Genomic DNA, 26,067 nt, shown 5'->3' on the forward strand with positions numbered 1-26,067 from the left:
GAGTATAACCAGCCAGCTAGCGTGACCGCGCAGTCAGCCGACCGGTGAGAGTGAACTGCATCACACTTGCCCGTATTGCTGACCGTGGCGCAGCCAGCGTGCCAGCAAGGGGCTGACCGATTGCGGCCAGTGCGCCAGCAGCGCCTGGGCCGCGTCGCGCACGGCCGGCAACAGGTCGGCGTCGCGCATCAGGTCGGCGACTTTGAATTGCAGCAGCCCGGTCTGGCGGGTGCCGAGCATCTCGCCGGGGCCGCGCAGTTCCAGGTCCTTTTCGGCGATGACGAAGCCGTCGCAGGTCTCGCGCATGATCCCCAGGCGCTCGCGGCCGATCTGCGACAGCGGCGGGTGGTAGAGCAGCACGCAGTGGCTCGCCGCGCTGCCCCGGCCGACGCGGCCGCGCAGCTGGTGCAGCTGGGCCAGGCCCAGGCGCTCGGGGTTCTCGATGATCATCAGGCTGGCGTTGGGCACGTCGACGCCGACCTCGATCACGGTGGTCGCCACCAGCAGCTGCAGCATGCCTTCCTTGAAGGCTTCCATCACCACGGCCTTGTCCGCCGGCTTCATGCGCCCGTGGATCAGGCCGACGCGCAGCTCGCCCAGTGCCGAGGAGAGTTCCTCGTAGGTGGTTTCGGCGGCCTGGCAGGTCAGCTCTTCGGATTCCTCGATCAGCGTGCACACCCAGTAGGCCTGGCGGCCTTCCTGGCAGGCGGCGCGGACCCGCTCGATCACTTCGATACGACGGCTGTCGGCCACCAGCACGGTGTTCACCGGGGTACGGCCTGGCGGCAATTCGTCGAGGATCGAGGTGTCCAGGTCGGCGTAGGCGCTCATTGCCAGGGTTCGCGGAATAGGCGTGGCGGTCATGATCAGCTGGTGCGGACAGAGCCGGCCGTCCACGCCCTTCTGGCGCAGGGCGAGGCGCTGCTGCACGCCGAAGCGGTGCTGTTCGTCGATGATCACCAGGGCCAGGCGCTTGAACTTCACTTCGTCCTGGAACAGCGCGTGGGTGCCGACGACCATGGGCACGCCGGCGGCGATCTGTTCCAGCGCGCTGGCGCGGGCCTTGCCCTTGAGCTTGCCGGCCAGCCAGGCGACTTCGATGCCCAGCGGTTGCAGCCATTTGCTGAAGTTGAGGTAGTGCTGCTCGGCGAGGATCTCGGTCGGCGCCATCAGCGCCACCTGGTAGCCGGCCTCCAGCGCCTGCAGGGCGGCAAGGGCGGCGACCACTGTCTTGCCGGCGCCCACGTCGCCCTGCACCAGGCGCAGCATGGGTTCGGGCTGGGCGAGGTCGTAGGCGATCTCCGCGCCGACCCGCTGCTGCGCGCCGGTGGGTTTGAAACCGAGGTTCTTCAGGTACAGCGGCGGCAGGCGCTTGGCCGGCGGCAGCTGCGGGGCGGCCTGGGAGCGCACGCTTTCGCGCAGGCGTTGCAGCGACAGCTGATGGGTCAGCAGCTCCTCGAAGGCGAGGCGGTGCTGGGCCCAGTGGCGGCCTTCGGCGAGCTCTTCCAGGTCGGCATCCGGCGGCGGCCGGTGCAGGTAGCGGATGGCTTCGTCCAGCGGGCCCAGGCGGTAGTCACGGGCGAGTTCAGCCGGCAGCCAGTCCGGCAGGCTCGATGGGCCCAGACGCTGCAACGTCTGCTCACTGAGCTGGCGCAGGCGCTGCTGGGTGAGGCCTTCGGTGGTCGGGTAGATCGGCGTGAGGGTCTGCTCCACCGGCGCCGCGGCGGCATCGGTGAGGGAGCGGTATTCGGGGTGGTAGATCTCCAGGCCCGAGGCACCGGGGCGGGCTTCGCCATAGCAGCGCAGGTGCGTGCCGCGCTTGAGGTTTTCCTTCTGCGCCTGGCTGAAGTGGTAGAAGCGCAGGCTCAGGGTGCCGGTGCCGTCCTGCAGGCGCACCAAAAGACTGCGGCGCTTGCCCATCACCACGTCGGCGCCGGAGACCACTCCTTCGACCACCGCATCCTGCCCCGGGCGCAGCGCGCCGATGGGGGTGATGCGGGTGCGGTCCTGATAGCGCAGCGGCAGGTGGAAGAGGATGTCCTGGAGGTTTTCCAGGCCGACCTTCGCCAGCTTCTCTTCCAGCGCGGCGCCCACGCCCTTGAGCGCGGTGACCGGGACGTTCGACAGCTCGGTCATGCCGGCTCGGCTTCACCCTTGACGGTCGGCTTGGCGACCGAACACAGGCGGATCGAGTCCGCCAGCACCTCGATGGCGCGCGGCCGCGGGAAGCTGGCGCGCCAGGCGATGGCGACGGTGCGGAAGGGTATCGGTGCGGTGAACGGGCGAACCTCGATCACGCCGGGCGCGTAGTGGTGGCTGTCCACGGCCGAGAACGGCAGCACCGACACGCCCAGGCCCGAGGCGACCATGTGGCGGATGGTTTCCAGCGAGCTGGATTCCACCGTGGTGTGCTTGTTCTCGTCGCCCTTGCGGGTGGTCGGGCAGGCTTCCAGCACCTGGTCGCGGAAGCAGTGGCCCTCGCCGAGCAGCAGCAGGCTCTTGTCATTGAGCAGTTCGGCGTCGATGGATTTCTTCGCGGTCCACGCGTGATCCGCCGGCATCAGCACGTAGAAGGGCTCGTCGAACAGCGGCAGGGTCAGCACGTCGGCTTCCTGGAACGGCAGGGCGATGATGATCGCGTCCAGCTCGCCGGTGCGCAGCTTGTCGCGCAGGATGTGGGTGAAGTTTTCCTCGATGTACAGCGGCATCTGCGGGGCGACCCGGTGCAGTTGCGGAATCAGGTGCGGGAACAGGTACGGGCCGATGGTGTAGATGGCGCCGACCTTCAGCGGCGAGGTCAGCTGGTTCTTGCCGGCCTGGGCCAGTTCGCGGATGCCCTGGGCCTGCTCCAGCACCTTCTGCGCCTGCGCGACTATGCCTTCGCCCACCGGGGTCAGGCGCACCGCGCTCTTGCTGCGCTCGAAGATCAGCACGCCGAGCTCGTCTTCCAGCTTCTTCACGCCGACCGAGAGGGTCGGCTGGCTGACGTGGCAGCGCTCGGCGGCGCGGCCGAAATGTTGCTCCTGGGCGAGCGTGACGATGTAGCGCAGTTCGGTGAGGGTCATGGCGGCTAAATCCGTTGAGGTGGCCCAAGCATAGCGGCTGCACCGCTGCGAACCAACCGCGCTAAACTCCCGGCCCCGATTCACGGAGCCAAGCATGAGCACGAGCACCTTCCCCAGCCTGATGATCGTCGGTTGCGGCGATGTCGGCAGCCGTCTGGGACGCCAACTGGCCGCCCGCGACTGGCGCGTCCACGGCCTGCGCCGCAACATCGCTGCGTTGCCCTTCGAGGTGCTGCCGGTGTCCGGCGATCTGGCGCAGCTCGAGTGCCCCGACACCTGGCCGGTCGGCCGGCTGGATTACCTGGTGTACTGCGCCGCCGCGACCCAGCACGACGAAGCGGGCTATCGCGCCGCCTACGTCGAAGGCCTGCGCAACACCCTCGGCTGGCTGCGACAGCGCGGGCAATCGCCCAGGCGCCTGCTGTTCGTCTCCAGCAGCGGCGTGTACGCCCAGCGCGACGGCGAGTGGATCGACGAAACTTCCCCCGCCCAGGCGCAGAGCTACTCCGGCAGCGTGATGCTCGAAGCCGAGCAGGTGGCGCTGCGCAGCGGCATTCCTGCCAGCGTCGTGCGCCTGACCGGCATCTACGGCCCCGGCCGCGAATGGCTGCTCAAGCAGGTGCGCGAGGGCTACCGCGTGGCCAGCGAGCCGCCGCTTTACGCCAACCGTATCCACGCCGAGGACGCCGCCGGCCTGCTGGCCACGCTGCTGGAAGCCGACCGCAGTGGCGTCGCCCTGGACGACTGCTACATCGGCGTCGACAACGACCCCGCCGCGCTGCACGACGTGGTCGCCTGGCTGCGTGAGCAGCTGGGTGTCACTCACTGGTCCGACGAGCAGAGCGTGCGCCGCGCCGGCAGCAAGCGCTGCAGCAACGCCCGTGCCCGGGCGTTGGGTTGGGAGCCGCGCTACCCGAGCTTCCGCGAAGGCTACGCGGCGATCCTCGCGGGTAAGCAGGACTGAAAGGGTCTGATGTCCTTGCGATGCGGCCGCGACAACGGCCAGATTTATGCAGCGTTATGTGCAGGGAGGAAATTTGATGATCCCCGGTGAAAATCAAGTGTCGCGGTGCTGCATAAATCTGGCCTCGTCCCTTCGGGTTGCGCGTCAAATCGCGCCATGCGTCGTTGCGGGACTCGACAAGGGAATGACCATTGCCGTCGTCCCACGTCTAGCCTGGCGCGATTTGACGCGGCAACGCTGCTCGCCTCGCAAGGCCATCAAACCCTGATGGACGCCAATCGGCTGCTGGCGCGCCCCTGGTTGCCGGGGGTGGAGTTGTTCCATGCGGACTTCTCCGGCCAGCCGTTCGGTCGGCACAGCCATGATGCCTTCGCCATCGGCGCCATCCTCCACGGTGCTGGCGGCTATCAGTGCCGCGGCGCGCACCATGTACTGCCCGCCGGCACCCTGTCGCTGATGAACCCGGAGGAGCCGCACACCGGCAATGCCGAGTCCGAGCGGCTGGTCTACCGCATGCTCTACATCGAGGAGTCGCGCCTGCTGCCGCTGCTCGGGCGCAAGCAGCTGCCGCGCGGTTTCCAGACGCTCAACCCGCATGACGACGGCCAGGTGGCGGAAGCGCTCAAGCGCGTCGCGACCGAGTTCGAACGCAACGACGCGCTGGCCCTGGAAAGCGAATTGCTGGCGCTGCTGGAGCTGGTGTTCGTCCGCCATGGCGGCATGCGTCCGAACGCCTCGGCAGCCCGCGACGGCGGCGTCACCGCGAAATTGCGCGACTACCTGGAAGCGCATTACCGCGAGGCCGTGAGCCTCGAAGCGCTGGCGGCACTGCTGCAACGCCATCCGCGCCATCTGATCGAGGCCTTCCGCAATGCCTATGGCGTGCCGCCGCACACCTACCTGCTGCAGCGCCGCATCCGCGAGGCCAAGCGCCTGCTGGTGGCTGGCGAGAAGCCGCTGGACGTCGCGCTGGCGCTGGGCTTCTACGACCAGGCGCACTTCTCCGGCACCTTCCGCCGCTTCACCGGCGTCACCCCCGGACGCTTCCTGCGCACCACGCGCACCTGAGTTTCTTCCAAGACTGCCCGAGGCCGACCCTTCCAGACTGCGCGACGCCGCATTCGGGAGATCGCCATGTTCGCCGCCTTCGTGCTGGTCGCCAGCACCCACTTCGCTGCCCTGCTGTCGCCGGGGCCGGATTTCTTCCTTCTGATCCGCGCGGCACTGGTGCGCGGTCGACGCCATGCCGACGGCTGTGCGGCAGGCATCGCCCTGGCCAATCTGGCGAGCATGCTGCTGGTGCTGTTCGTCCTGGGCCTGCTGCCGGACGTGGCGAGCCACGGGCTGCGCGTGGTGCAGCTGCTGGGCGGCGCCTACTTCGTCTGGCTGGGTGCTCAGGCGCTGCTGGCGCGGCGCGAACTGGAGATTCCCACTGAGAGGGGCAACCACAAGGCTGGAGGCTTTCTGCGCGGCGTGCGCGAGGGCTTTCTGGCCAGCAGCCTGAATCCGAAGCTGCCGATCTTCTACACAGGGCTGTTCGGCGTGCTCGGCCAGTTCCATCTGCCCGGTTGGGCGCTGGGCGTCTGCGTGCTGTGGATGGGCGCGGTGGTTTTGCTGTGGGATATGGCGCTGGTGCGCCTGCTGGATCGGCCCCGCTGGCGCGGCTGGCTGAAGCGCCGGGTGACGGCGCTGGACCGGATCTGTGGTGGACTGCTGCTGGCGCTGGGTGGATGGCTGCTATGGAGCGGGCTGCGCTGATCCTGTCGATCTAGCCAGCCCGCTCGCGCGGATCAGTCGCGTTCCAGCGTCCAGACCTTGTTGCCCGGAGCGTACTGCGGCATCTCGTCGGCCTGGGCGCGGTTCACCGCTTCGAACAGCTCCAGCTTGTCGCCGTCGCGCTCGAACAGGTACTCGCGGCCCTGCTGGCCCTGTTGCAGCCAGATGCTGTCGTAGTCGCCGCTCATGGCCGCGCAGTCGCCGGCCAGGCACAGTGCGTAGCGGTCGGCGCCGGGCATGCCTTCGAGGCTGCCATTGGGCAGGAACTTCACCTTGCTGCCTTCACCCTGGCCTTCCTCGATCACCCAGGTGCCCTTGAGGTAGGCATCGTACAGGGCGTTCTGGAAGGTGCTGCCGGCCGGGGTGTGGGCGGCGGGCTGCTGCTTGGGACGGACGAAGCGCTGCTCGGGCCAGTTGTCGCTGCCCACCTGCACCAGCTCCTTGCCGTTCAGCTCCAGGGCTTCCTGGTTGCTGCCGTAGAAGTCGACGCGGTAATGCCTGGGGTCCTCGGCGGTCAGTTGGCCTTCGCCCAGCTCGAAGCCGTTGCTGAAGGTGGCTTGCTGGGCCTTGGTGTCCAGCTTCCACTCCAGGTTCGGGCCGTAGGCCAGCAGCGCTTCGCGCAGCTTGCCGCCCTTGCCGGCGGCATCGATGGCGGCCTGGTTGACCCAGACGCCGGAGGGGTCGGATGGGGTGCCGGCGCAGCCGGTGAGCAGGCCAATCAGGGCGCTCAGGATCAGGGCGCGACGCATGTTTGCTCCTTGCAGACAAGAGAACGGGGCCGCTGGGGCCCCGTGGGAATCACGTACCGCTTATTCCAGGACGACGATGGCGTCCATCTCGACCTGGGCGCCTTTCGGCAGCGCGGCAACGCCGATGGCGGCACGGGCCGGGTAGGGCTGGGTGAAGTACTTGCCCATGATCTCGTTGACCTTGGCGAAGTGCGACAGGTCGGTGAGGAAGATGTTCAGCTTGGCCACGTCGTGCAGGTAGCCGCCGGAGGCCTCGATCACGGCTTTCAGGTTCTCGAAGACCTGGACGGTCTGCTCTTCGAAGCCCTCGACCAGTTCCATGGTCTGCGGGTTCAGCGGGATCTGACCGGAGACATACACGGTGTTGCCAGCCTTGATCGCCTGGGAGTAGGTGCCGATGGCGGCCGGGGCTTTGTCGGTGTGGATAACGGTCTTGGTCATGTCGACTCCTTAGGGTGGGATCAGCTGCGCATGCGGGTGATGCGGATCACGCCCTTGAGCGCGCGCAGCTTCTTGATGACGCGGGCCAGGTGCACGCGGTCGTGCACGCTGACGACCAGCTGGACCACGCTGATGCGACCATCGCGTTCATCCATGCTGATCTTTTCGATATTGCCGTCGGCGGCGTTGACGCTGGTGGCGAGCAGGGCGATCAGGCCGCGCTGGTGCTCCAGTTCGACGCGCAGTTCGACGTTGAACTCCCCGGTGACATCCTTGGCCCAGCTGAGCTGGATGCATTTTTCCGGGTTGTGGCGAATCTCGCTGATGTTCTTGCAGCTTTCCAGGTGCACCACCATGCCCTTGCCGGCGGACAGGTGGCCGACGATCGGGTCGCCCGGGATCGGCGTGCAGCACTTGGCGTAGCTGAGCACCAGGCCCTCGGTACCACGGATCGCCAGCGGCCCTTCGCTGCTCGGTGCGGCGCTCTCGCCCTCGCTGGAGAGCAGGCGGCGCGCGACCACATAGGCCATGCGGTTGCCCAGGCCGATCTCTTCGAGCAGGTCCTCGAAGACTTCCATGCGGTATTCGTTGAGCACGCCCTGGATGCGTTCCTGCGGGATCTTCTCCAGGTGGCTGTCGAAGCCGGCCAAAGTCTTGTTCAGCAGGCGTTCGCCGAGGCTGATCGACTCGGAGCGGCGCTGCAGCTTGAGCGCGTGGCGGATGTGCGTGCGCGCCTTGCCGGTGACCACGAAGTTGAGCCAGGCCGGGTTCGGCCGGGTGCCCGGCGCGGTGACGATTTCCACCGTCGCGCCGCTCTGCAGCGGTTCGGACAGCGGCGCCAGGCGGCGGTTGATGCGGCAGGCGATGCAGCTGTTGCCGACGTCGGTGTGCACCGCGTAGGCGAAGTCGACGGCCGTGGAGCCCTTGGGCAGCTCCATGATGCGGCCCTTGGGCGTGAAGACGTAGACCTCGTCCGGGAACAGGTCGATCTTCACGTTCTCGATGAATTCCAGCGAGTTGCCGGCGCGCTGCTGCAGTTCGAGGATGCCCTTCACCCACTGGCGGGCGCGGGCATGGGTGCCCTTGGGCGATTCGTCTTCGCTGGACTTGTACAGCCAGTGCGCGGCGATCCCGTGGTTGGCCATCTCTTCCATCTCGCGGGTGCGGATCTGGATTTCGATGGGCACGCCGTGCATGCCGAACAGCGTGGTGTGCAACGACTGGTAGCCGTTGGCCTTGGGAATCGCGATGTAGTCCTTGAAGCGACCGGGGAACGGCTTGTACAGGTTGTGCACGGCGCCGAGCACGCGGTAGCAGGTGTCGACCTTGTCGACGATGATTCGGAAGGCGTAGACGTCCATGATCTCGTTGAACGCCTTGCGCTTGCCGCGCATCTTCTTGTAGATGCTGAACAGGTGCTTCTCGCGGCCCAGGACCTGACCTTCCATGCCCTCGCGGGCGAGGCAGTTGACCAGCGATTCCTGGATCTTGCCGACGATCTCGCGGCGGTTGCCACGGGCTTTCTTCACCGCCTGGCGGATGCGCTCGGAGCGCATCGGGTGCATGGCCTTGAAGCCCAGGTCCTCGAATTCCACGCGCATGCTGTGCATGCCCAGCCGGTTGGCGATGGGGGCGTAGATTTCCAGGGTTTCCTTGGCGATGCGGCGACGCTTCTCGCCCGACAGCACTTCCAGGGTGCGCATGTTGTGCAGGCGGTCGGCCAGCTTCACCAGGATCACGCGGATGTCGCGCGCCATGGCCATGGCCATCTTCTGGAAGTTCTCGGCCTGCGCTTCGGCCTTGGACTCGAAGTTCATCTGGGTCAGCTTGCTGACCCCGTCCACGAGTTCCGAGACGGTCTCGCCGAACTGCGCGGTGAGCGCTTCCTTGGCGATGCCGGTGTCCTCGATCACGTCGTGCAGCATGGCCGCCATCAGGCTCTGATGGTCCATGTGCATGTCGGCGAGGATGTTGGCGACGGCGAGCGGGTGGGTGACGTAGGCCTCACCGCTGCGGCGGCGCTGCCCGTCGTGGGCCTGCTCGGCGTAGTAGTAGGCGCGGCGGACCAGGTTGACCTGGTCCGGGCCTAGGTAACTCGACAGTCGGTCGGCGAATGCATCTATGCCCGGCATGGGTTCACCCCCTGCCGAGCAGCACGTCGCGGCGCGCCTTTTCGTCGGCCCGACATCGACTTACAGGGCCTCGTTGTTGGCCTCGTCTTCGAATGCAGCGAACAGCGGCTCTTCTTCAACCACGTCCTCCTGCTGAACGATTTCAGCATCCACGAGGCCCGAGGCGATTTCGCGCAGAGCGACGACGGTGGGCTTGTCGTTTTCCCAGGCTACCTTCGGCTCCTTGCCGCCGGTGGCCAGCTGGCGAGCACGCTTGGTGGCGAGCATGACCAGCTCGAAACGGTTATCGACGTTGTCCAGGCAGTCTTCAACGGTGACGCGGGCCATGGTGTTCCTCGTTACGAAAATGGATGCCCGGAAATACCGGGCGGACTGAATAGTCTAAAAAATCGCCAATCTTTATGGAAGAGCCTTTGCGCTTCCCATTCAGGCCAGCAATCGTTGCAGCAGTTCGGTGTGCCGCTGCTGCTGGGCGTCCTGGCGCAGCTGGCGGGCGCGGAAGATCGCCTTGAGGTCTTCCAGCGCATGGGCGAAATCGTCGTTGATCACCAGGTGATCGTACTCCACGTAGTGGCTCATCTCGCTGACGGCCTCCTGCATGCGTCGCTCGATCACGTCCTCGCTGTCCTGGCCGCGGTTGGTCAGGCGCTGGCGCAGGGCTTCCTGGGTCGGCGGCAGGATGAAGATCGACTGTGCCTGGGGCATCAGCCGGCGTACCTGCTGGGCGCCCTGCCAGTCGATCTCGAGGATCAGGTCGAGACCTTCCTTCAGGGTTTTTTCCACCCAGCGCTGCGAGGTGCCGTAGAGGTTGCCGAAGACTTCCGCGTGTTCGAGGAACTCGTCCCGCTCGAGCATGGCGGAGAAGGTATCGCGGCCGACGAAGTGGTAGTTCACCCCGTCCACTTCGCCCGGGCGCATGCCGCGGGTGGTGTGGGAGACGGAGACGCGCACGGCGGGCATGGCGTCGAGCAGCGCCTTGACCAGGCTGGTCTTGCCGGCGCCGGACGGGGCGGAAACGATGTACAGAGTGCCGGACATGGCGCTTTCCTGGAGTTGCGGTTGACGGTGGGTAGCCGGGAGGTGCCCGGCTTACTCGATATTCTGGACCTGCTCGCGCATCTGCTCGATCAGGACCTTGAGGTTGACGGCGGCCTGGGTGGAGCGGGGGTCGAAGGCCTTCGAACCTAGAGTATTGGCCTCGCGGTTGAGTTCCTGCATCAGGAAGTCCAGGCGACGGCCAGCGGCGCCGCCGGCCTTGAGCACGCGGCGCACTTCGGTGACGTGGGTGGTCAGGCGGTCGAGTTCTTCGGCGACGTCGCTCTTCTGCGCCAGCAGGACCATTTCCTGCTCCAGGCGCTGCGGGTCGAGCTCGGCCTTCATCTCGGTGAAGCGGTCGAGGATCTTCTGGCGCTGGTTGGCCAGCATTTCCGGCACCAGCTGGCGCAGGTTGGTCACTTCTTCCAGCATCGCAGCCAGACGTTCGTCGATGATCTTCGCCAGTTCGGCGCCTTCGCGGGCGCGGCCGGCCTTGAGGTCGTCCAAGGCCTGGTTGAACGCGGCCATGGCGGCGGCGTTGAGCGCCTGCGGGTCGGCGACGTCGGCCACCAGTACGCCCGGCCAGGCCAGCACGGCCAGCGGGTCGAGCGGGGCGGGCTGCTGGATCAGGCCGGCGACGGTCTCGGCGGCGGCGATCAGTTGCGTGGCGCGCTCGCGGTCCACCTGCAGCGTCTTGCTGGCGTTCTCCTCGATGAAGCGCAGGGTGCACTCGACCTTGCCGCGCGACAGGCCCTGACGCAGGGCTTCACGCACAGTGCCTTCGAGGTCGCGGAAGGCCTCGGGCAGGCGCAGGTTGGGTTCGAGGTAGCGGTGGTTGACCGAGCGCAGCTCCCAGCTGAGTGTTCCATGGGTCCCGGCTCGCTCTACGCGGGCGAAGGCGGTCATGCTGTGCACCATGGGGCTACCTCGTTGGCTGTTCGTGACTGGGAATCTGACGCTCGCAGTCCGAAGAAAATGGGCCGACAGGTCGTCGGAAACCGGCAATTGTACCCCAGCGTGGCGCGCAGCCGCACGCCAGCGGTGGTTGCGTCCGTCCGCTGGCCTCTATAATGGCGGTCATTCCCCGCCAGCAACTCTGTACAGGATGCCTCCATGAACCGTCCCAGTGGCCGCGCCGCCGACCAACTGCGCCCGATCCGTATCACCCGCCATTACACCAAGCACGCCGAGGGCTCCGTGCTGGTCGAGTTCGGCGACACCAAGGTGATCTGCACCGTCAGCGCCGAATCCGGTGTGCCGCGCTTCCTCAAGGGCCAGGGCCAGGGTTGGCTGACTGCCGAGTACGGCATGCTGCCGCGTTCCACCGGCGAGCGTAACCAGCGCGAAGCCGCGCGCGGCAAGCAGGGTGGCCGCACCCTGGAAATCCAGCGCCTGATCGGCCGCTCCCTGCGCGCCGCGCTGGACCTGAGCAAGCTGGGCGAGAACACCCTGTACATCGACTGCGATGTGATCCAGGCCGACGGCGGTACCCGCACCGCCTCGATCACCGGCGCCACCGTGGCGCTGATCGACGCGCTGGCCGTGCTGAAGAAGCGTGGCGCGCTCAAGGGCAACCCGCTCAAGCAGATGGTCGCCGCCGTTTCCGTGGGCATGTACCAGGGCGAGCCGGTGCTGGACCTGGACTATCTGGAAGACTCCGCCGCCGAGACCGACCTGAACGTGGTCATGACCGATGCCGGCGGCTTCATCGAAGTCCAGGGCACCGCCGAGGGCGTACCCTTCCAGCCGGCCGAACTCAATGCCATGCTGGAACTGGCGCAGCAGGGCCTGCGCGAACTGTTCGAACTGCAGCGCGCCGCGCTGGCCGACTGAGTCGACGAACGGCGCGCCGCTCGATATTCAAGCGCAAGGAGTGAAAGGATGAGCGAGGAACTGCCGGTGCAACACAGCGAACCGGGCCGCGAGGCCCGGCAATGGGCGATGTTCTGCCATTTCGCCGCCTTCCTGTGCTTCGTCTTTCCCTTCGGCAACCTGATCGGGCCGCTGATCGTCTGGCAGATCAAGCGTGAGTCGGACCCCTTCGTGGACCGGCAGGGCAAGGAGGCGATGAACTTCCAGATCACCGTGAGCCTGGCGATCGTGGTCAGCTGCCTGCTGATGCTGGTGGTGGTCGGCTTCCTGCTGCTGGGTCTGGTCAGCGTCGGTGCGCTGGTACTGACCATTATTGCCGGGATCAAGGCCAATGAAGGGGTCGAGTACCGCTACCCCTTCACCTGGCGGCCGATCAAGTAACCGCCCCGCGGACATGAAAAAGCCGGCTCGAAGCCGGCTTTTTTCTGGCTGCATCGGATGCAGCGTGCGAGATGGGCGTCATATACTGAGTGCCCAGTCGTAGTCCACGATCAGCGGCGCATGCTGGGAGAAGCGCGGCTGACGCGGCAGTTTGGCGCCGCGCACAAAGCGGCGCAGACCCGGCGTGAGGATCTGATAGTCGAAACGCCAGCCCAGGTTGAGCATCTCGGCCTGCTCGCTGTCCGGCCACCAGCTGTACTGGTCGCCTTCGCGATTGACCTCGCGCAGGGCATCGACGTAGCCCATGGTGCCGAATATTTCATCCATCCAGCCGCGTTCCGGCGCCATGAAGCCGGGCATCTGCTGGCATTCGCGCCAGTTCTTCACATCCAGCTTCTGGTGCGCGACGTACAGCGAGCCGCAATAGATGTATTCGCGGCGCTTGCGGCGCTGCTTGTTCAGGTACTGGGCGAAATCGTCCATGAACTTGAACTTGTGGTTCAGGTTCTCGTCCCCTTCCTGCCCGGTAGGCAGCAGGAGAGTGGCAATACTCACCTTATCGAAATCGGCTTGCAGGTAGCGCCCGTAACGATCGGCCATCTCGAAACCCAGCCCGCTTATGACGGCCTTGGGTTGCAGACGACTATAGATTGCGACGCCACCCTGACTGGGCACTTCGGCGTCGCAGGCGTACAGGAAGTAGCCGTCCAGTTGATAGGACGGGTCATCCAGATCGAAAGCGGAGGCGCGGGTATCCTGCAAGCAGATCACGTCGGCATTCTGGGCTTGCAGCCAACTGAGCAATCCACGCTCGGCTGCAGCCTGAATACCATTCACGTTCACACTGATGATCCGCATAAATGGCCCCCAAAATCACGTGTGTGTATGATACCCGAGCTCAAACGGTTTAGCTAAATTCATACCGGCCGGTTCTCTCCTATGCAGGCATATCAACGCGATTTCATCCGCTTCGCCATCGAGCGCGGCGTTCTGCGCTTCGGCGAATTCACCCTCAAATCCGGGCGCACCAGTCCCTATTTCTTCAACGCAGGCCTGTTCAACACAGGCGTGGCGCTGGCCCAGCTGGGGCGTTTCTACGCCAGCGCGGTGGTCGACAGTGGCATCCCCTTCGATGTGCTGTTCGGCCCGGCCTATAAAGGCATCCCGCTGGCGGCTGCTACCGCCATTGCGCTGGCCGAACAGCACGGCCGCGATCTGCCCTGGTGCTTCAACCGCAAGGAAGCCAAGGACCATGGTGAGGGCGGCACCCTGGTCGGCGCTCCGTTGACCGGCCGCGCGCTGATCATCGATGACGTGATCACCGCCGGCACCGCCATCCGCGAAGTCATGCAGATCATCGACGCACAGGGCGCCCAGGCGGCCGGCGTACTGATCGCGCTGAACCGCCAGGAGCGCGGCAAGGGCGAGCTGTCGGCGATCCAGGAGGTCGAGCGCGACTTTTCGATCCCGGTCGTCAGCATTGTGTCGCTGGAGCAAGTACTGGAATATCTTGCTGGTGATGCACAGCTGAAACAGCACCTGGCTGCTGTCGAGGCGTATCGCGCGCAGTACGGTATCTAACCGCAACAAGGTGTCGGGCATGGCCGAGCAGGGTACTTTGAGGGTATTGATCGGGCTTCTGGGAGTCATGCTCGCGGGCCATGCGCTGGCCGTGGAGCCCAAGGGCTCTTCGGTCGAGATGTACCGTTACGTCGACGAAAAGGGTGGGATCGTCATCGATCGTCAGGGCGTGCCGTCGGAATACATCGGCAAAGGCTACGAGGTGCTCAACGATCAGGGCCGCGTGATCCGCGTGGTGCCGCCGGCGCCGACGGCTGCCGAGATCCAGCAGCGCAAGGCCGATGCCGCGCGCGCCAGTTCCGATGCGCAGTTGCTGCGCCTGTACACCAGTGTGAGTGACGTGGACCTTGCGCGTGACCGCAAGCTGACGGAGCTGGACGCCTTGTCCAGCGTGTCCAAGGGCAACCTGCAGGCGCTCAAGTCCCAGCAGGCCACCCTGCAGGCGCGGGCTGCCGATCAGGAGCGCGCCGGTCGCCAGGTGCCGGCCGAACTCGAGGCCCAGTTGTCCAACCTGCGCGATGAACAGAAGCGCCTGGAGCAGGACATCGGCCGCTACCAGCAGCTGCGCGAGCAGGCCGTCGCAAGCTTTGCCGCCGACCGCGCGCGGGTGGCGCAGTTGCTCGGCGCTTCCCACTGAGCCCTGCGGCTCACTGCTCCGGCGTACGCCGTTCGAATTCGTTGATCTTCCCGCGCAGCCAGTCCGGCAAGGGCTGGCTGGTGCGGTCTTCGCCGGCATAGGCGTAGATCAGCTCTCCCAGCGTCAGCAATTGCTCGTCGCACCAGATCCCCACCTGGAAGGTCAGGCTGCTGCGGCCCAGGCGGCTCACTCGCACGCCCAGTTCCAGCCAGTCGTCGAAGTGCGCCGGCGCCAGGTATTCCAGGGTGGTCTTCACCGCGAACAGATCGCCACCGCCGCGCAGCAGGTCGGCCGGGTAGCTCACGCCCAGGTGGCGGTAGTACTCGGTGGTGCCGACGTCGGCGTAGGTCAGGTAGTTGCCATTGAAGACGATCCCTTGCGGATCGACCTCCGACCAGCGCACGCGCAGGCCGTGGAAGAAGCTGAAATCGTTGCGTGAAACGGGGGACGCGGCCATGTCAGACAAACTCCTGAAGACCTGTTCGAGGCTGGTTATTCATGGCGTCTGATGAGGCCCCTAACAGGCGAAAAAACACCCGCGAGGATCGCTCCTGGCGGGTGTCTTGTTCAGTGGTGCTTGCGGTTGGTGATCAGGGTGCCGACGCCGCTGTCGGTGAAGATCTCCAGCAGTACGGCGTTGGGTACGCGACCATCGATGATGTGCGCGCTGGTCACCCCGCCCTGGACCGCTTCCAGGGCGCAGCGGATCTTCGGCAGCATGCCGCCGTAGATAGTGCCGTCGGCGATCAGCTCGTTGACCTGCTCGGTGGTCAGGCCGGTGAGCACCTGGCCCTGTTTGTCCATCAGGCCGGCGATGTTGGTGAGCAGCATCAGCTTCTCGGCCTTCAGCGCCTCGGCCACCTTGCCGGCCACCAGGTCAGCGTTGATGTTGTAAGACTCGCCGTTGGCGCCCACGCCGATCGGCGCGATGACCGGGATGAAGTCGCCCTGCACCAGCATGTTCAGCAGATCGACGTTGACCCCGGTGACTTCGCCCACATGGCCGATGTCGATGATCTCCGGCGTGGTCATTTCCGGCGTCTGGCGGGTGACGGTGAGCTTCTTCGCGCGGATCAGCTCGGCGTCCTTGCCGGTCAGGCCGATGGCGCTGCCGCCATGACGGTTGATCAGGTTGACGATGTCCTTGTTCACCTGGCCGCCGAGGACCATCTCCACCACGTCCATGGTCTGTGCGTCGGTAACGCGCATGCCATCGATGAAGTGGCTCTCGATCGACAGGCGGCTGAGCAGGTCGCCGATCTGCGGCCCGCCACCATGAACCACCACCGGGTTGATGCCGACGGCCTTCATCAGCACCACGTCGCGGGCGAAGCTGTTCTTCAGCTCGTCCGTTTCCATGGCGTTGCCGCCGTACTTGATCACCAGCGTCTTGCCGACGAACCGGCGGATATAGGGCAGGGCTTCGGCAAGGACGCGGGCAACCTGGGCGGCGTCATCGCGGCTCTGGGTCATGGTGGGCTCCGGCATTTTCTACGAGGTCAAAAGGGCAGGCTGAGGGCGGGGTCGACCGCTTTCAGCTGGGTGCGGAACACGTCCTTGATGCGTTCCAGTTCGTCCTGGGTGTCCGCCTCGAAGCGCAGCACCAGCACCGGCGTGGTGTTGGAGGCGCGTACCAGGCCCCAGCCTTTGGGATAGTCCACACGCACGCCGTCGAGGGTGGTGAGGTTGGCTTCGCCCCACTGGCCACGGGCCTGCAGAGCCTCGATCAGGGCGAACTTGCTCTCGTCGGTGACGGTGATGTTGATTTCCGGGGTGGAGATGTCCAGCGGGAAGGCGGAGAACACGCGCTCGGCGTCACGCTTGTCCTGGCTGATGATTTCCAGCAGGCGCGCGGCGCTGTAGATGCCGTCGTCGAAGCCGAACCAGCGCTCCTTGAAGAAGACGTGGCCGCTCATCTCGCCGGCGAGCAGGGCGCCGGTTTCCTTCATCTTCTTCTTGATCAGCGAGTGGCCGGTCTTCCACATCACCGGACGGCCGCCGTAGCCGCTGATCAGCGAGATCAGGCGACGGGTGCATTTCACGTCGAAGATGATGTCGGCGCCCGGGTTGCGGGACACCACGTCCTTGGCGAACAGCATCAGCAGGCGGTCCGGGTAGATGATGGTGCCTTCGTTGGTCACCACGCCCACGCGGTCGCCGTCGCCGTCGAAGGCCAGGCCGATGTCAGCGCCGGTCTCTTTCACCTTGGCGATCAGGTCTTCCAGGTTCTCGGGCTTGCCCGGGTCCGGGTGGTGGTTGGGGAAGGTGCCGTCGACGTCGCAGAACAGCGGGATCACGGTGCAACCCAGGGCTTCGATCAGCTGCGGGGCGATCACGCCGGCCACGCCGTTGCCGCAGTCCACCACCACTTTCAGCGGCTTGGCCACGGCGATGTCGTCGCGGATCTGCTGGAAGTAGCGCGGCAGGATGTCGAGCTGCTGGACGCTGCCCACGCCGGTGGCCAGATCGTTGCTCTCGATGCGCTCGCGCAGGGCCTGGATCTGTTCGTTGGCCAGGGTTTCGCCGGCGACGACGATCTTGAAGCCGTTGTAGTTCGGCGGGTTGTGGCTGCCGGTGAGCATCACGCCCGACTTGCCTTCCAGGACGTTGGCCGCGTAGTACAGCACCGGGGTCGGCACCATGCCGATGTCGGTGACGTTACAGCCGCAATCGAGCAGGCCCTGGATCAGTTGCTGCACCAGCTCGGGGCCGGACAGGCGGCCGTCGCGGCCGACGCTGACGTTCGGTTCGCCGCGCGCCAGGCTCTCGGAGCCGATGGCACGACCCACCCAGTAGGCGGTCTCGGCGGTCAGGGTGTCGCCGACCACGCCACGGATATCGTAGGCGCGGAAGATGCTGGCGGGCAGTTGCGGGGCTTTAGGCGTGCTCATAGCGGTGGTGTGCTCCAATCCCAGGAGGTCCTGGTCTTCATCAAGTATGTCGATATCCAGAATGTCGCTGTTCTGGAACAACGGATCGACCAATGGCGTCTCGGTGACAGCAGCCGGGGCGCGCGCCGGGGTGGCCATGGGGGCCGCTTGGGCGGGGACGTCGGCGCTGCTGGCACCGGGGGTTTCGGCCTTGCGGCGTGGTTGGCGGGCCAGCGCCTGAGCGACGGCCTGCAGGCTCGGCAGGCTCAGCTCAGGAACTTTGGCAGTGCGTTGGCCGGCGAGTTCCTGAGCGAACTGGCCGAGGGTCTGGGCGTCCTTGTTGACGCGGCGCTGCAGGCCGCTCTGCGCGAGGTAGGCGCCCAGCAGCGAGCCGGCCAGGGCGAGCAGGGCGGCGAGGCCCAGCAGGGCCGGGGAATACAGCGGCGCGACCAGGGTCGGGCCTGGGGTGAAGCTGAGTTTCCAGTTCGGATTGCCGCTACTGAGCGGTTGCGCCGTAGTGTCGGCGGCCTGGCCGGACTGAAGCAGTACCTGCGCCGGCGACGTGCCGAATTGCTGGGCCAGCTGCAGTTGGCCGACATCGGCGGGCATCGACGGCAGGCTACTGAGCAGGCGCCGCAGATCGAGCACCAGCAGCAGGCTGCCCTGGATCGAGTTGTCCGCGGCGCGCAGCGCGGTGGCGCTGTAGACCAGCCAGCGTTGGCCGACCTTGTAGGCCTCCGGTGCGACGACCTGGCCGCCTTCGACGCGGTGCAACATGTCCAGCACCGCGTAGTTCAGCGGGCCGGGGCGCTGCGTATCCTGCACGGCCAGGCCATTGGCGTTCAGGTGGACATCCACCAGGCCATCCAGGTGCCATTGCGCGAGGGCTTTCTCCAGCGCGGCGATGCGGGTGGGGTCGTTGCTCTGCAGCGTCGGCAGCAGCTCCGGGTTGCCGGCGATGGTGCGATTGTCGGCGGCCAGCTGATTCAGCGATTGGCGCAGGGCGCCGGCCTGGTTTTCCGACCAGGCGCTGGCCAGTTGCTGGCGATGGACCTGTTCGGCACTGCCGAACAGGCTGAACCAGAGCAGGGCCCCGGCGGCGGCGACACCCGCAGTGGCGGCGGCCATCGCGGGCACCAGCGGCTTCAGATCGACTTTCGCGGCGCCGGGCACGCGCTTTTTGGCCTTGCCGGCCGGCGCGATCTCCGGCAGGTCACCTGCGTCCTTGGCGGTGCGTTGGAAAAGTTTCATGCAACGTCTCCTCGGCGATTCATCCTGAAGTGAGCGATCAGTGGCTGCCCGAATGTCCGAAACCGCCGGCGCCGCGCTGGGTTTCGTCGAAGGTTTCGACCAGCTCGAAGTGCGCCTGTACCACCGGCACCAGCACCAGCTGCGCGATGCGTTCGCCCACGGCGATGTTGAAGGCGCTCTGGCCGCGGTTCCAGCAGGACACCATCAGCTCGCCCTGGTAGTCCGAATCGATCAGGCCGACCAGGTTGCCCAGCACGATGCCGTGCTTATGGCCCAGGCCCGAGCGCGGCAGGATCATCGCGGCCAGGCCCGGATCGGCGATGTAGATCGACAGGCCGGTGGGGATCAGCACGGTCTGGCCCGGTTCGAGGAGCAGGTCCTCCTTGAGCATGGCGCGCAGGTCGAGGCCGGCGGAACCCGGGGTGGCGTACTGCGGCAGCGGGAATTCGTTGCCCAGGCGGGGGTCGAGGATCTTGGCTTGCAGAGAGTGCATTGAGTTCTCAGTGTTGTTTGGTGCGGTCAGCGATGAAGGCGATCAGCTGGCGGGCGATCTTGCCCTTGCTGGTCTGGGCGAACGCAGTTTCGTGCAGCTCTCGATCGATGACCGTGATGGCGTTCTCTTCGCTGTTGAAGCCGATCGACGGATTCGCCACGTCGTTGGCCACGATCAGGTCGAGATTCTTGTCCTTGAGCTTGCGCGAGGCGTACTCGAGCAGGTTCTCGGTCTCGGCGGCGAAGCCGACGCTGAACGGGCGGTCGCTGCGCTGCGCGAGGGTGGCGAGGATGTCCGGGTTGCGCACCAGCTGCAACAGCAGGCCGTCGCCTTTGGTGGGGTCTTTCTTGAGCTTCTGCGAAGCGACCACTTCCGGGCGGTAGTCGGCCACGGCGGCGGCGGCGATCAGGATGTCCGCCGGCATCGCGGCCTCGCAGGCGGCGAGCATGTCGCGGGCGCTGACCACGTCGACGCGGTTGACCCGGTCAGGCGTGGGCAGGTGCACCGGGCCGGTCACCAGGGTGACGCGGGCGCCGGCTTCGGCCGCGGCTTCGGCCAGGGCGAAGCCCATCTTGCCGGAGCTGTGGTTGGTGATGTAGCGCACCGGGTCGATGTTTTCCTGGGTGGGGCCTGCGGTGATCAGTACGTGCTGGCCGGTCAGGTCCTTGAACTCGAAGCAGTCGGCGGCGCGTTGCGCCAGCTCTTCGGCTTCGAGCATGCGGCCGGGGCCGACATCGCCGCAGGCCTGGCTGCCGGCGGCGGGGCCGAAGAAGTGCAGGCCGCGCGAGCGCAGCAGTTCGGCATTTACCTGGGTGGCCGGGTCGCGCCACATGGCCTGGTTCATGGCCGGGGCGAGGGCGATCTGTGCATCGGTGGCGAGCACCAGGGTGGTCAGCAGGTCGTTGGCCACGCCCTGGGCCAGGCGCGCCATCAGGTCGGCGGTGGCCGGGGCGATCAGCACCAGGTCGGCCCAGCGGGCCAGCTCGATGTGGCCCATGGCCGCTTCGGCGGCGGGGTCGAGCAGGTCCAGGTGCACCGGATGGCCGGACAGCGCCTGGAGGGTGAGCGGGGTGATGAACTCGCGGCCGCCCTGGGTCATCACGACACGCACCTCGGCGCCCTGGTCGCGCAGGCGGCGAACCAGTTCGGCGCTCTTGTAGGCAGCGATGCCGCCGCCGACGCCCAGGACGATGCGTTTACGATAGAGCCGCTGCATAGGTCGCCTTGATTTACGGAAATGGATGACGCGCGCTGAAGCCGGCGACGCCTCCCCAGGCCCCCGGCTGCGCGAAGCGAGGGGGGTAAGATATCACAGCGCCCGCATGGGAACAGCGGGCCGGCGTGACTGGGAGGTCCTGTGAGCATTCGTGATTGGCCCGCGGCGGAGCGCCCGCGGGAGAAACTCCTCGAACGGGGAGCGGCGAGCCTGAGCGACGCCGAGCTGTTGGCCATCTTCCTGCGTACCGGCGTGGCCGGGTGCAGCGCCGTCGACCTGGCGCGGCGGCTGCTGAACGAGTTCGGTAGCCTGCGCGCGCTGCTGGAGGCCGACCTGGAGTCCTTCTGCAGCCATCTGGGCCTTGGCGTGGCCAAGTTCGTGCAGTTGCAGGCCGTGCTGGAAATTGCCCGGCGCCATCTCGCCGAGCAACTGAGCCGCGACTCGGCGCTGGAAAGCCCGCAGGCGGTGCGCGACTTCCTCAAGGCGCGGCTGCGCCACGAGCCTCACGAGGTGTTCGCCTGCCTGTTCATGGACAACCGCCACCGGGTGCTGGGTTTCGAGGTGCTGTTCCACGGCTCCATCGACAGCGCCAGCGTCTATCCCCGGCAGATCGTGAAGCGCGCGCTGGCGCACAATGCGGCCGCGTTGATCCTTACCCACAACCATCCTTCCGGGATAGCGGAGCCGAGCCAGTCCGACCGTCTGCTGACCCGGCGCATCATCGATGCGCTGGCGCTGATCGACGTACGCGTGCTCGATCACTTCATCGTCGGCGATGGCGAGCCGCTGTCGATGGCCGAGCACGGCTGGCTGTAGCCGCCGCGCCCGGCCGGGGCTCAGAAGGTGACCTTGGAATAGTCCTGGCGACCGAACGGGCTCACCGCATAGCCCTTCACGTCCTTGCGGGTGATGGCCGAGGCCGTCGGGTGGGCCAGCGGCAGCCACAGCGCCTGTTCGTGGATGATCTGCTGCGCCTGGTGATACAGCTCGCCGCGCCTGGCCCGGTCGGCCACCACCTTGCCCTGGCTGATCAGGCCGTCGAGCTTCTCGTCGCAGTAGCGGGCGAAGTTGAGCCCGGATTTGACGCTGGCGCAGGAGAATTGCGGGGTGAGGAAGTTGTCCGGGTCGCCATTGTCGCCGGCCCAGCCCATGAACAGCAGTTCATGCTCGCCGGCCTTGGCACGGCGGATCAGCTCGCCCCATTCGATCACGCGGATCTCCGCCTTGATGCCGATCTTCGCCAGATCCGACTGCAGCAGCTGCGCGCCGGTGCTGGGGTTGGGGTTGAGCAGGCTGCCGGAGGGGCGGGTCCAGATCGTGGTCGCGAAGCCGTCCTTCAGCCCGGCCTCGGCCAGCAGGGCGCGGGCCTTGTCCGGATCGTGTGGGTAACCGGGGATGTCCTTGGCGTAGCTCCAGGTGTTCGGCGGGTAGACGCCATCGGCCGGGGTGGCGCTGCCGGCGAAGACCGCCTGCAGGTAGCTGCGCTTGTCGAAGGCCAGGTTGATCGCCTGGCGCACCTTGGGGTTGTCCAGTGGCGCGTGCTGGCTGTTGATGCCGACGAAGGCGGTCATGAATGCCGGGGTCTGCACCACCTTAAGGTCGGCGGCCCTGGTCGCGGCTTCCACATCCACCGGCTTGGGCGACAGGGCGATCTGGCACTCGCCCTGCTTGAGCTTCTGGATGCGAACGGCGGCGTCCGGGGTAATGGCGAACACCAGGTTATCCACAGCCGGCTTGCCGCCGAAGTACTCGCCGTTGGCGGCGTAGCGCACCACGGCGTCCCTCTGGAAGCGCTTGAAGACGAAGGGGCCGGTGCCGATCGGCTGGGCGTTGAGCTTCTCCGGGGTGCCGGCCTTCATCAGCTGGTCGGCGTACTCGGCGGAATAAATGGAGGCGAAGCCCATGCTCAGCATCGGCAGGAAGGTGGCGTCCGGGTGGTTCAGGGTGAAGCGCACATGGTGCGCGTCGACCTTCTCCACGGCTTTTACCAGGCTCGGCAGCTGCATCGACTGGGCGTGGGGGAAGCCGCTCTGGGCTACCTTGTGCCAGGGCTGCGCGGGGTCGAGCATGCGCTGGAAGCTGAACACCACGTCGTCGGCGTCGAGGGCGCGGCTGGGCTTGAAGTAGTCCGTGCGATGGAACTTCACCGCACCGCGCAGCTGGAAGTCATAGGTCAGGCCGTCGGCGGAAACCGTCCAGCGCTCGGCCAGGCTGGGGGCCAGTTCGCCGCGAGTGGCGTCGAAGTCCACCAGGCGATTCATCAGCACGTCGGCCGAGGCATTGGTGGTGGTCAGCGAGTTGTACTGGACCACATCGAAACCTTCGGGGCTGGCTTCGGTGCAGACGCTCAACGAGGCGGCGCTGGCAAAGGCCGGGGCAATCAGCAGGGCAAGCAGGGCGAGACGCATGACGGACTCCATGTGAGCTGGCAAGATGCCCATCCGCGAGGCTGGGCGGGTCATGCAAGGCTGATGGCAGCCTCGAAGGAGCTACCCTAGACCAAGCCGCTGCCCGTCACAACGATGACAGGCGACGAACGGCACCCGTGCCACGCCTCACGGGGGCTGGCGCTCGCTTCGCGGAGTGGTGCTCGCCCTTGCAGCGCGAAGTGTCTTTCTGATATAAAGCTGCGCTCTTTTCTGGGGCCCTGCTCTGATCTTGCGACTCGATCGCGGCGATGTGGCAGTTAAGACCCCGGTGAAACTGAGAATCCAATTGAGTTAAGCAGCCAACCCATGCCGGGTTTGGCATGTGGTTTACAGAGGGCTGAGCCATGTCGAGAGTTTGCCAAGTGACCGGTAAGGGTCCGGTTACCGGGAACAACATTTCCCACGCACACAACAAAACCCGCCGCCGTTTCCTGCCGAACCTGCAGCATCACCGTTTCTGGGTTGAGTCCGAGAAGCGCTTCGTGCGTCTGCGCGTTTCCGCCAAAGGCATGCGTATCATCGACAAGCGTGGCATCGAGGCCGTTCTGAACGACCTGCGCGCCCGCGGCGAAAAATTCTAAGGAGCACCGTCATGCGCGAACTGATCCGTCTGGTGTCCAGCGCCGGTACCGGCCACTTCTACACCACCGACAAGAACAAGCGTACCAAGCCTGAGAAAATCGAGATCAAGAAATACGATCCGGTTGTTCGCAAGCACGTGATCTACAAGGAAGCCAAGATCAAGTAATTGATCTGCGCCCTTGTGAAGAAACCCGCCCTCGTGGCGGGTTTTTTCTTGCCTGCGCAAAAAGCCGGCACGAAAAAAAGCCCGCCGATCGGCGGGCTTTTTCATATCTGGCCGATCAGGCCTTCTGCTCGAAGATCACGTAGACCTTGCGGCAGGGCTCCAGCACCTCCCAGGTGCCGCTGAAGCCGGCCGGGATCACGAAGCGGTCGCCCACGCGCACGGTCTTGGCGCCGCCGTCGGCATCGCGGATCACCGACACGCCCTGGAGGATCTCGCAGTACTCGTGCTCGGTGTAGCTGACGTTCCAGTGGCCCGGCTCGCCTTCCCAGATACCGACGTTGAACTGGCCGCAGGGGCTGGCGTAGTGGTTGCGCACGTTCTGCGCCGGGTCGCCCTTAATGATGCGTTCCGGGGCGGGGCGGTAGTGTTCCGGGGCGGTGGTGGCCTGGGCGAAATCGACGATCTGATCGACTTTCATGACGGTCTCGATTCTTGTGTGTTGTTGGCGAGCGGGGCGCCTGCACGCTGGGCGCCGTTGGATATTCCGTTCGGTGCCGACTATGAATGACCCTCGAGCACCGATCAGGGGGGAGTCTATGTTTAATAAAACGAACGTGACAAGGCTGTTTTGCCGCTTAGTGTAAAAAATATTGAAAATTACCGCCCTCCGGTTTAGGGTGGCGGACAGCATGCGTTTGCTCCGCCTTGCGGAATATTTGACAGCGCGCCCGCACCGGGCGCCTGGACCTTAGATAAGTACATTAATAAGAGGACACGTTGTCATGGGTACCCTCACTCGCGCCGATTGGGAAGCTCGCGCCAAAGACCTGAAGATCGAAGGCCGCGCCTTCGTCAACGGTGAATACGTCGCCGCCGTATCCGGCGCCACCTTCGATTGCATCAGCCCTGTGGATGGCCGCTTCCTGGCCAAGGTCGCCAGCTGCGACCTGGCCGATGCCGAGCGTGCCGTGCAGGTCGCCCGTGCCACCTTCGAATCCGGCGTGTGGTCGCGTATGGCGCCGGCCCAGCGCAAGAAGGTGATGATCCGCTTCTCCGAGCTGCTGCTGCAGAACGCCGAAGAGCTGGCCCTGCTGGAAACCCTGGACATGGGCAAGCCGATCAGCGACTCGCTGAGCATCGACGTCAACAGCGCCGCCAACAGCCTGCGCTGGAGCGGTGAAGCGATCGACAAGATCTACGACGAAGTTGCCGCCACCTCCCACGATCAGCTCGGTCTGGTCACCCGCGAGGCGGTGGGCGTGGTTGCCGCCATCGTGCCGTGGAACTTCCCCCTGCTGATGACCTGCTGGAAGCTCGGCCCGGCGCTGTCCACCGGTAACTCGGTGATCCTCAAGCCCTCCGAGAAGTCCCCGCTGACCGGCATCCGCATCGCCCAGCTGGCCATCGAGGCCGGCATCCCGAAAGGCGTGTTCAACGTCCTGCCGGGCTTCGGCCACACCGTGGGCAAGGCCCTGGCCCTGCACATGGACGTCGATACCCTGGTGTTCACCGGTTCGACCAAGATCGCCAAGCAGCTGATGGTCTACGCCGGCGAATCCAACATGAAGCGCGTCTGGCTGGAAGCCGGCGGCAAGAGCCCGAACATCGTCTTCGCTGACGCGCCGGACCTGAAGGCCGCCGCCGAAGCCGCCGCCAGCGCCATCGCCTTCAACCAGGGCGAAGTCTGCACCGCCGGCTCGCGCCTGCTGGTGGAGAAGTCGATCAAGGCCCAGTTCGTGCCGATGGTCGTCGAAGCCATCAAGGCCTGGAAGCCGGGCAACCCGCTGGACCCGGAAACCAACGTTGGTGCGCTGGTCGACACCACCCAGATGAACAACGTGCTGAGCTACATCCAGGCTGGCCATGACGACGGCGCCAAGCTGGTGGCCGGCGGCAAGCGTACCCTGGAAGAGACCGGCGGCACCTACGTCGAGCCGACCATCTTCGACGGCGTGACCAACGCCATGCGTATCGCCCGTGAAGAGATCTTCGGCCCGGTGCTGTCGGTCATCGAGTTCGAGGACGCCGAAGAGGCCGTGCGCATCGCCAACGACACCCCGTACGGCCTGGCCGCCGGGGTGTGGACCAGCGACCTGTCCAAGGCCCACCTGACCGCCAAGGCGCTGCGCGCCGGCAGCGTGTGGGTGAACCAGTACGACGGCGGCGACATGACCGCGCCGTTCGGCGGCTTCAAGCAGTCCGGCAACGGCCGCGACAAGTCGCTGCACGCGTTCGACAAGTACACTGAACTGAAAGCTACCTGGATCAAGCTCTAAGGACGGTTAGGGGGATCGCTCCCCCGTTGCGAACTTATTGATTCAGGCTGTGCAAGGTCGGCCCCGCTCGGGGCCGCTCTGACAAGAGCCAAACCTGCGGCCGGGTTTCCTTTGGGAAGCCCGGCCGCTTTGCATTGCGCACCGGGCTCGG

At 65.9% G+C, this 26,067-nt stretch carries 27 protein-coding genes; 11 read left to right on the forward strand and 16 right to left on the reverse strand.

The features are described 5' to 3' along the window. Positions 1–60: 60 nt before the first annotated feature. A complete protein-coding gene (recG, locus tag ACNFBT_RS16930; protein WP_416751246.1) occupies positions 61–2,136 on the reverse strand; it encodes an ATP-dependent DNA helicase RecG in 2,076 nt (691 codons plus the stop codon). Then, entirely contained in the window at positions 2,133–3,065 is a 933-nt protein-coding gene (oxyR, locus tag ACNFBT_RS16935) for an oxidative stress transcriptional regulator OxyR (protein ID WP_416751248.1), read from the reverse strand. The genes recG and oxyR overlap by 4 nt, the downstream gene beginning before the upstream one ends. Before the next feature lie 94 nt (positions 3,066–3,159). On the opposite strand from oxyR, the gene ACNFBT_RS16940 reads away from it, so the two are divergent. From ACNFBT_RS16940 to ACNFBT_RS16950, 3 genes are all read left to right on the forward strand, one after another. After that, positions 3,160–4,029: an NAD-dependent epimerase/dehydratase family protein gene (locus ACNFBT_RS16940; protein WP_416751250.1), complete on the forward strand. Its 870-nt coding sequence runs from the start codon at positions 3,160–3,162 to the stop codon at positions 4,027–4,029. A 267-nt stretch (positions 4,030–4,296) separates the two neighbouring features. Further along, complete coding sequence (locus ACNFBT_RS16945; protein WP_416751252.1) at positions 4,297–5,097, forward strand: AraC family transcriptional regulator; 801 nt, start codon at positions 4,297–4,299, stop codon at positions 5,095–5,097. A gap of 66 nt (positions 5,098–5,163) precedes the next feature. Beyond that, positions 5,164–5,787, forward strand: a complete 624-nt coding sequence (locus ACNFBT_RS16950; protein WP_416751254.1) for a LysE family translocator — start codon at positions 5,164–5,166, stop codon at positions 5,785–5,787. Between the two features lie 32 nt (positions 5,788–5,819). On the opposite strand, the gene ACNFBT_RS16955 is transcribed toward ACNFBT_RS16950, so the two are convergent. From ACNFBT_RS16955 to ACNFBT_RS16980, 6 genes are all read right to left on the reverse strand, one after another. Beyond that, positions 5,820–6,554, reverse strand: coding sequence for a hypothetical protein (locus tag ACNFBT_RS16955; RefSeq protein WP_416751255.1), 735 nt, complete (start codon positions 6,552–6,554; stop codon positions 5,820–5,822). A gap of 60 nt (positions 6,555–6,614) precedes the next feature. Beyond that, positions 6,615–6,995, reverse strand: coding sequence for a RidA family protein (locus ACNFBT_RS16960; protein WP_152227352.1), 381 nt, complete (start codon positions 6,993–6,995; stop codon positions 6,615–6,617). A 20-nt stretch (positions 6,996–7,015) separates the two neighbouring features. After that, positions 7,016–9,127 (reverse strand): bifunctional GTP diphosphokinase/guanosine-3',5'-bis pyrophosphate 3'-pyrophosphohydrolase, encoded by a 2,112-nt coding sequence (gene spoT, locus ACNFBT_RS16965; protein WP_416751258.1) that lies wholly within the window; start codon positions 9,125–9,127, stop codon positions 7,016–7,018. A 60-nt stretch (positions 9,128–9,187) separates the two neighbouring features. Further along, entirely contained in the window at positions 9,188–9,454 is a 267-nt protein-coding gene (gene rpoZ / locus ACNFBT_RS16970) for a DNA-directed RNA polymerase subunit omega (RefSeq protein ID WP_043256481.1), read from the reverse strand. Between the two features lie 99 nt (positions 9,455–9,553). Next, positions 9,554–10,165, reverse strand: coding sequence for a guanylate kinase (gmk, locus tag ACNFBT_RS16975; RefSeq protein WP_416751260.1), 612 nt, complete (start codon positions 10,163–10,165; stop codon positions 9,554–9,556). Positions 10,166–10,216: 51 nt separating this feature from the next. Then, positions 10,217–11,080 (reverse strand): YicC/YloC family endoribonuclease, encoded by an 864-nt coding sequence (locus ACNFBT_RS16980; protein WP_416751262.1) that lies wholly within the window; start codon positions 11,078–11,080, stop codon positions 10,217–10,219. 195 nt (positions 11,081–11,275) lie between these two features. Between ACNFBT_RS16980 and rph the strand changes: the two genes are divergently transcribed. Both rph and ACNFBT_RS16990 read left to right on the forward strand, forming a co-directional pair. After that, positions 11,276–11,995 (forward strand): ribonuclease PH, encoded by a 720-nt coding sequence (gene rph / locus ACNFBT_RS16985; protein WP_416751264.1) that lies wholly within the window; start codon positions 11,276–11,278, stop codon positions 11,993–11,995. Between the two features lie 48 nt (positions 11,996–12,043). Next, positions 12,044–12,415, forward strand: a complete 372-nt coding sequence (locus ACNFBT_RS16990; RefSeq protein WP_416751266.1) for a DUF4870 domain-containing protein — start codon at positions 12,044–12,046, stop codon at positions 12,413–12,415. Positions 12,416–12,493: 78 nt separating this feature from the next. On the opposite strand, the gene ACNFBT_RS16995 is transcribed toward ACNFBT_RS16990, so the two are convergent. Further along, entirely contained in the window at positions 12,494–13,273 is a 780-nt protein-coding gene (locus ACNFBT_RS16995; protein WP_416751268.1) for an exodeoxyribonuclease III, read from the reverse strand. A gap of 81 nt (positions 13,274–13,354) precedes the next feature. Here ACNFBT_RS16995 and pyrE point away from each other — a divergent pair, with 81 nt between their 5' ends. After that, entirely contained in the window at positions 13,355–13,996 is a 642-nt protein-coding gene (gene pyrE / locus ACNFBT_RS17000) for an orotate phosphoribosyltransferase (protein ID WP_416751270.1), read from the forward strand. A gap of 19 nt (positions 13,997–14,015) precedes the next feature. Further along, entirely contained in the window at positions 14,016–14,633 is a 618-nt protein-coding gene (locus ACNFBT_RS17005) for a DUF4124 domain-containing protein (protein ID WP_416751272.1), read from the forward strand. A gap of 10 nt (positions 14,634–14,643) precedes the next feature. On the opposite strand, the gene ACNFBT_RS17010 is transcribed toward ACNFBT_RS17005, so the two are convergent. The 5 genes from ACNFBT_RS17010 to coaBC all read right to left on the reverse strand — a co-directional run bounded on the left by ACNFBT_RS17010 (position 14,644) and on the right by coaBC (position 20,463). Continuing rightward, the gene (locus ACNFBT_RS17010) at positions 14,644–15,090 is read right to left on the reverse strand and encodes an acyl-CoA thioesterase (RefSeq protein ID WP_416751274.1); all 447 of its coding nucleotides are present in this window, start codon (positions 15,088–15,090) and stop codon (positions 14,644–14,646) included. Between the two features lie 110 nt (positions 15,091–15,200). Next, positions 15,201–16,106: an acetylglutamate kinase gene (gene argB / locus ACNFBT_RS17015; protein ID WP_416751276.1), complete on the reverse strand. Its 906-nt coding sequence runs from the start codon at positions 16,104–16,106 to the stop codon at positions 15,201–15,203. Between the two features lie 26 nt (positions 16,107–16,132). Beyond that, the gene (locus ACNFBT_RS17020) at positions 16,133–18,754 is read right to left on the reverse strand and encodes a phosphomannomutase/phosphoglucomutase (RefSeq protein WP_416751277.1); all 2,622 of its coding nucleotides are present in this window, start codon (positions 18,752–18,754) and stop codon (positions 16,133–16,135) included. A gap of 37 nt (positions 18,755–18,791) precedes the next feature. Beyond that, positions 18,792–19,247 (reverse strand): dUTP diphosphatase, encoded by a 456-nt coding sequence (gene dut / locus ACNFBT_RS17025; protein ID WP_416751279.1) that lies wholly within the window; start codon positions 19,245–19,247, stop codon positions 18,792–18,794. 7 nt (positions 19,248–19,254) lie between these two features. Then, positions 19,255–20,463 carry a bifunctional phosphopantothenoylcysteine decarboxylase/phosphopantothenate--cysteine ligase CoaBC gene (coaBC, locus tag ACNFBT_RS17030; protein WP_416751281.1) on the reverse strand — a complete coding sequence of 403 codons (1,209 nt, stop codon included), beginning with the start codon at positions 20,461–20,463 and terminating at the stop codon, positions 19,255–19,257. A 141-nt stretch (positions 20,464–20,604) separates the two neighbouring features. Between coaBC and radC the strand changes: the two genes are divergently transcribed. Further along, the gene (gene radC, locus ACNFBT_RS17035; RefSeq protein WP_416751283.1) at positions 20,605–21,279 is read left to right on the forward strand and encodes a RadC family protein; all 675 of its coding nucleotides are present in this window, start codon (positions 20,605–20,607) and stop codon (positions 21,277–21,279) included. A gap of 20 nt (positions 21,280–21,299) precedes the next feature. Here radC and ACNFBT_RS17040 read toward each other — a convergent pair whose 3' ends face one another. Next, positions 21,300–22,871, reverse strand: a complete 1,572-nt coding sequence (locus tag ACNFBT_RS17040) for an ABC transporter substrate-binding protein (protein ID WP_416751285.1) — start codon at positions 22,869–22,871, stop codon at positions 21,300–21,302. Between the two features lie 365 nt (positions 22,872–23,236). On the opposite strand from ACNFBT_RS17040, the gene rpmB reads away from it, so the two are divergent. Beyond that, positions 23,237–23,473, forward strand: a complete 237-nt coding sequence (gene rpmB / locus ACNFBT_RS17045) for a 50S ribosomal protein L28 (RefSeq protein WP_009614118.1) — start codon at positions 23,237–23,239, stop codon at positions 23,471–23,473. A gap of 11 nt (positions 23,474–23,484) precedes the next feature. Further along, positions 23,485–23,640, forward strand: coding sequence for a 50S ribosomal protein L33 (rpmG, locus tag ACNFBT_RS17050; RefSeq protein ID WP_017520721.1), 156 nt, complete (start codon positions 23,485–23,487; stop codon positions 23,638–23,640). A 115-nt stretch (positions 23,641–23,755) separates the two neighbouring features. Here the strand turns inward: rpmG and ACNFBT_RS17055 are convergent, their stop codons facing one another. Next, the gene (locus ACNFBT_RS17055) at positions 23,756–24,118 is read right to left on the reverse strand and encodes a cupin domain-containing protein (RefSeq protein ID WP_152227320.1); all 363 of its coding nucleotides are present in this window, start codon (positions 24,116–24,118) and stop codon (positions 23,756–23,758) included. 304 nt (positions 24,119–24,422) lie between these two features. On the opposite strand from ACNFBT_RS17055, the gene ACNFBT_RS17060 reads away from it, so the two are divergent. Beyond that, positions 24,423–25,916, forward strand: coding sequence for an aldehyde dehydrogenase (locus ACNFBT_RS17060; protein ID WP_416751288.1), 1,494 nt, complete (start codon positions 24,423–24,425; stop codon positions 25,914–25,916). Positions 25,917–26,067 lie beyond the last annotated feature (151 nt).

Source organism: Pseudomonas sp. NY15181 (assembly GCF_048068055.1).
GTDB lineage: Bacteria > Pseudomonadota > Gammaproteobacteria > Pseudomonadales > Pseudomonadaceae > Pseudomonas.

Bases quoted from the DNA above. Each gene is read 5' to 3' on its own strand.
- ACNFBT_RS17060 (WP_416751288.1), top strand. From the start codon at position 24,423: ATGGGTACCCTCACTCGCGCCGATTGGGAAGCTCGCGCCAAAGACCTG.
- coaBC (WP_416751281.1), bottom strand. From the start codon at position 20,463: ATGCAGCGGCTCTATCGTAAACGCATCGTCCTGGGCGTCGGCGGCGGC.
- pyrE (WP_416751270.1), top strand. From the start codon at position 13,355: ATGCAGGCATATCAACGCGATTTCATCCGCTTCGCCATCGAGCGCGGC.
- ACNFBT_RS17005 (WP_416751272.1), top strand. From the start codon at position 14,016: ATGGCCGAGCAGGGTACTTTGAGGGTATTGATCGGGCTTCTGGGAGTC.
- gmk (WP_416751260.1), bottom strand. From the start codon at position 10,165: ATGTCCGGCACTCTGTACATCGTTTCCGCCCCGTCCGGCGCCGGCAAG.
- rph (WP_416751264.1), top strand. From the start codon at position 11,276: ATGAACCGTCCCAGTGGCCGCGCCGCCGACCAACTGCGCCCGATCCGT.
- ACNFBT_RS17040 (WP_416751285.1), bottom strand. From the start codon at position 22,871: ATGCGTCTCGCCCTGCTTGCCCTGCTGATTGCCCCGGCCTTTGCCAGC.
- oxyR (WP_416751248.1), bottom strand. From the start codon at position 3,065: ATGACCCTCACCGAACTGCGCTACATCGTCACGCTCGCCCAGGAGCAA.
- ACNFBT_RS17055 (WP_152227320.1), bottom strand. From the start codon at position 24,118: ATGAAAGTCGATCAGATCGTCGATTTCGCCCAGGCCACCACCGCCCCG.
- ACNFBT_RS16955 (WP_416751255.1), bottom strand. From the start codon at position 6,554: ATGCGTCGCGCCCTGATCCTGAGCGCCCTGATTGGCCTGCTCACCGGC.
- ACNFBT_RS16960 (WP_152227352.1), bottom strand. From the start codon at position 6,995: ATGACCAAGACCGTTATCCACACCGACAAAGCCCCGGCCGCCATCGGC.
- rpmG (WP_017520721.1), top strand. From the start codon at position 23,485: ATGCGCGAACTGATCCGTCTGGTGTCCAGCGCCGGTACCGGCCACTTC.
- ACNFBT_RS16940 (WP_416751250.1), top strand. From the start codon at position 3,160: ATGAGCACGAGCACCTTCCCCAGCCTGATGATCGTCGGTTGCGGCGAT.
- argB (WP_416751276.1), bottom strand. From the start codon at position 16,106: ATGACCCAGAGCCGCGATGACGCCGCCCAGGTTGCCCGCGTCCTTGCC.
- ACNFBT_RS16980 (WP_416751262.1), bottom strand. From the start codon at position 11,080: ATGGTGCACAGCATGACCGCCTTCGCCCGCGTAGAGCGAGCCGGGACC.
- ACNFBT_RS16945 (WP_416751252.1), top strand. From the start codon at position 4,297: ATGGACGCCAATCGGCTGCTGGCGCGCCCCTGGTTGCCGGGGGTGGAG.
- rpoZ (WP_043256481.1), bottom strand. From the start codon at position 9,454: ATGGCCCGCGTCACCGTTGAAGACTGCCTGGACAACGTCGATAACCGT.
- ACNFBT_RS17010 (WP_416751274.1), bottom strand. From the start codon at position 15,090: ATGGCCGCGTCCCCCGTTTCACGCAACGATTTCAGCTTCTTCCACGGC.
- ACNFBT_RS17020 (WP_416751277.1), bottom strand. From the start codon at position 18,754: ATGAAACTTTTCCAACGCACCGCCAAGGACGCAGGTGACCTGCCGGAG.
- ACNFBT_RS16995 (WP_416751268.1), bottom strand. From the start codon at position 13,273: ATGCGGATCATCAGTGTGAACGTGAATGGTATTCAGGCTGCAGCCGAG.
- ACNFBT_RS16990 (WP_416751266.1), top strand. From the start codon at position 12,044: ATGAGCGAGGAACTGCCGGTGCAACACAGCGAACCGGGCCGCGAGGCC.
- ACNFBT_RS16950 (WP_416751254.1), top strand. From the start codon at position 5,164: ATGTTCGCCGCCTTCGTGCTGGTCGCCAGCACCCACTTCGCTGCCCTG.
- dut (WP_416751279.1), bottom strand. From the start codon at position 19,247: ATGCACTCTCTGCAAGCCAAGATCCTCGACCCCCGCCTGGGCAACGAA.
- rpmB (WP_009614118.1), top strand. From the start codon at position 23,237: ATGTCGAGAGTTTGCCAAGTGACCGGTAAGGGTCCGGTTACCGGGAAC.
- recG (WP_416751246.1), bottom strand. From the start codon at position 2,136: ATGACCGAGCTGTCGAACGTCCCGGTCACCGCGCTCAAGGGCGTGGGC.
- spoT (WP_416751258.1), bottom strand. From the start codon at position 9,127: ATGCCGGGCATAGATGCATTCGCCGACCGACTGTCGAGTTACCTAGGC.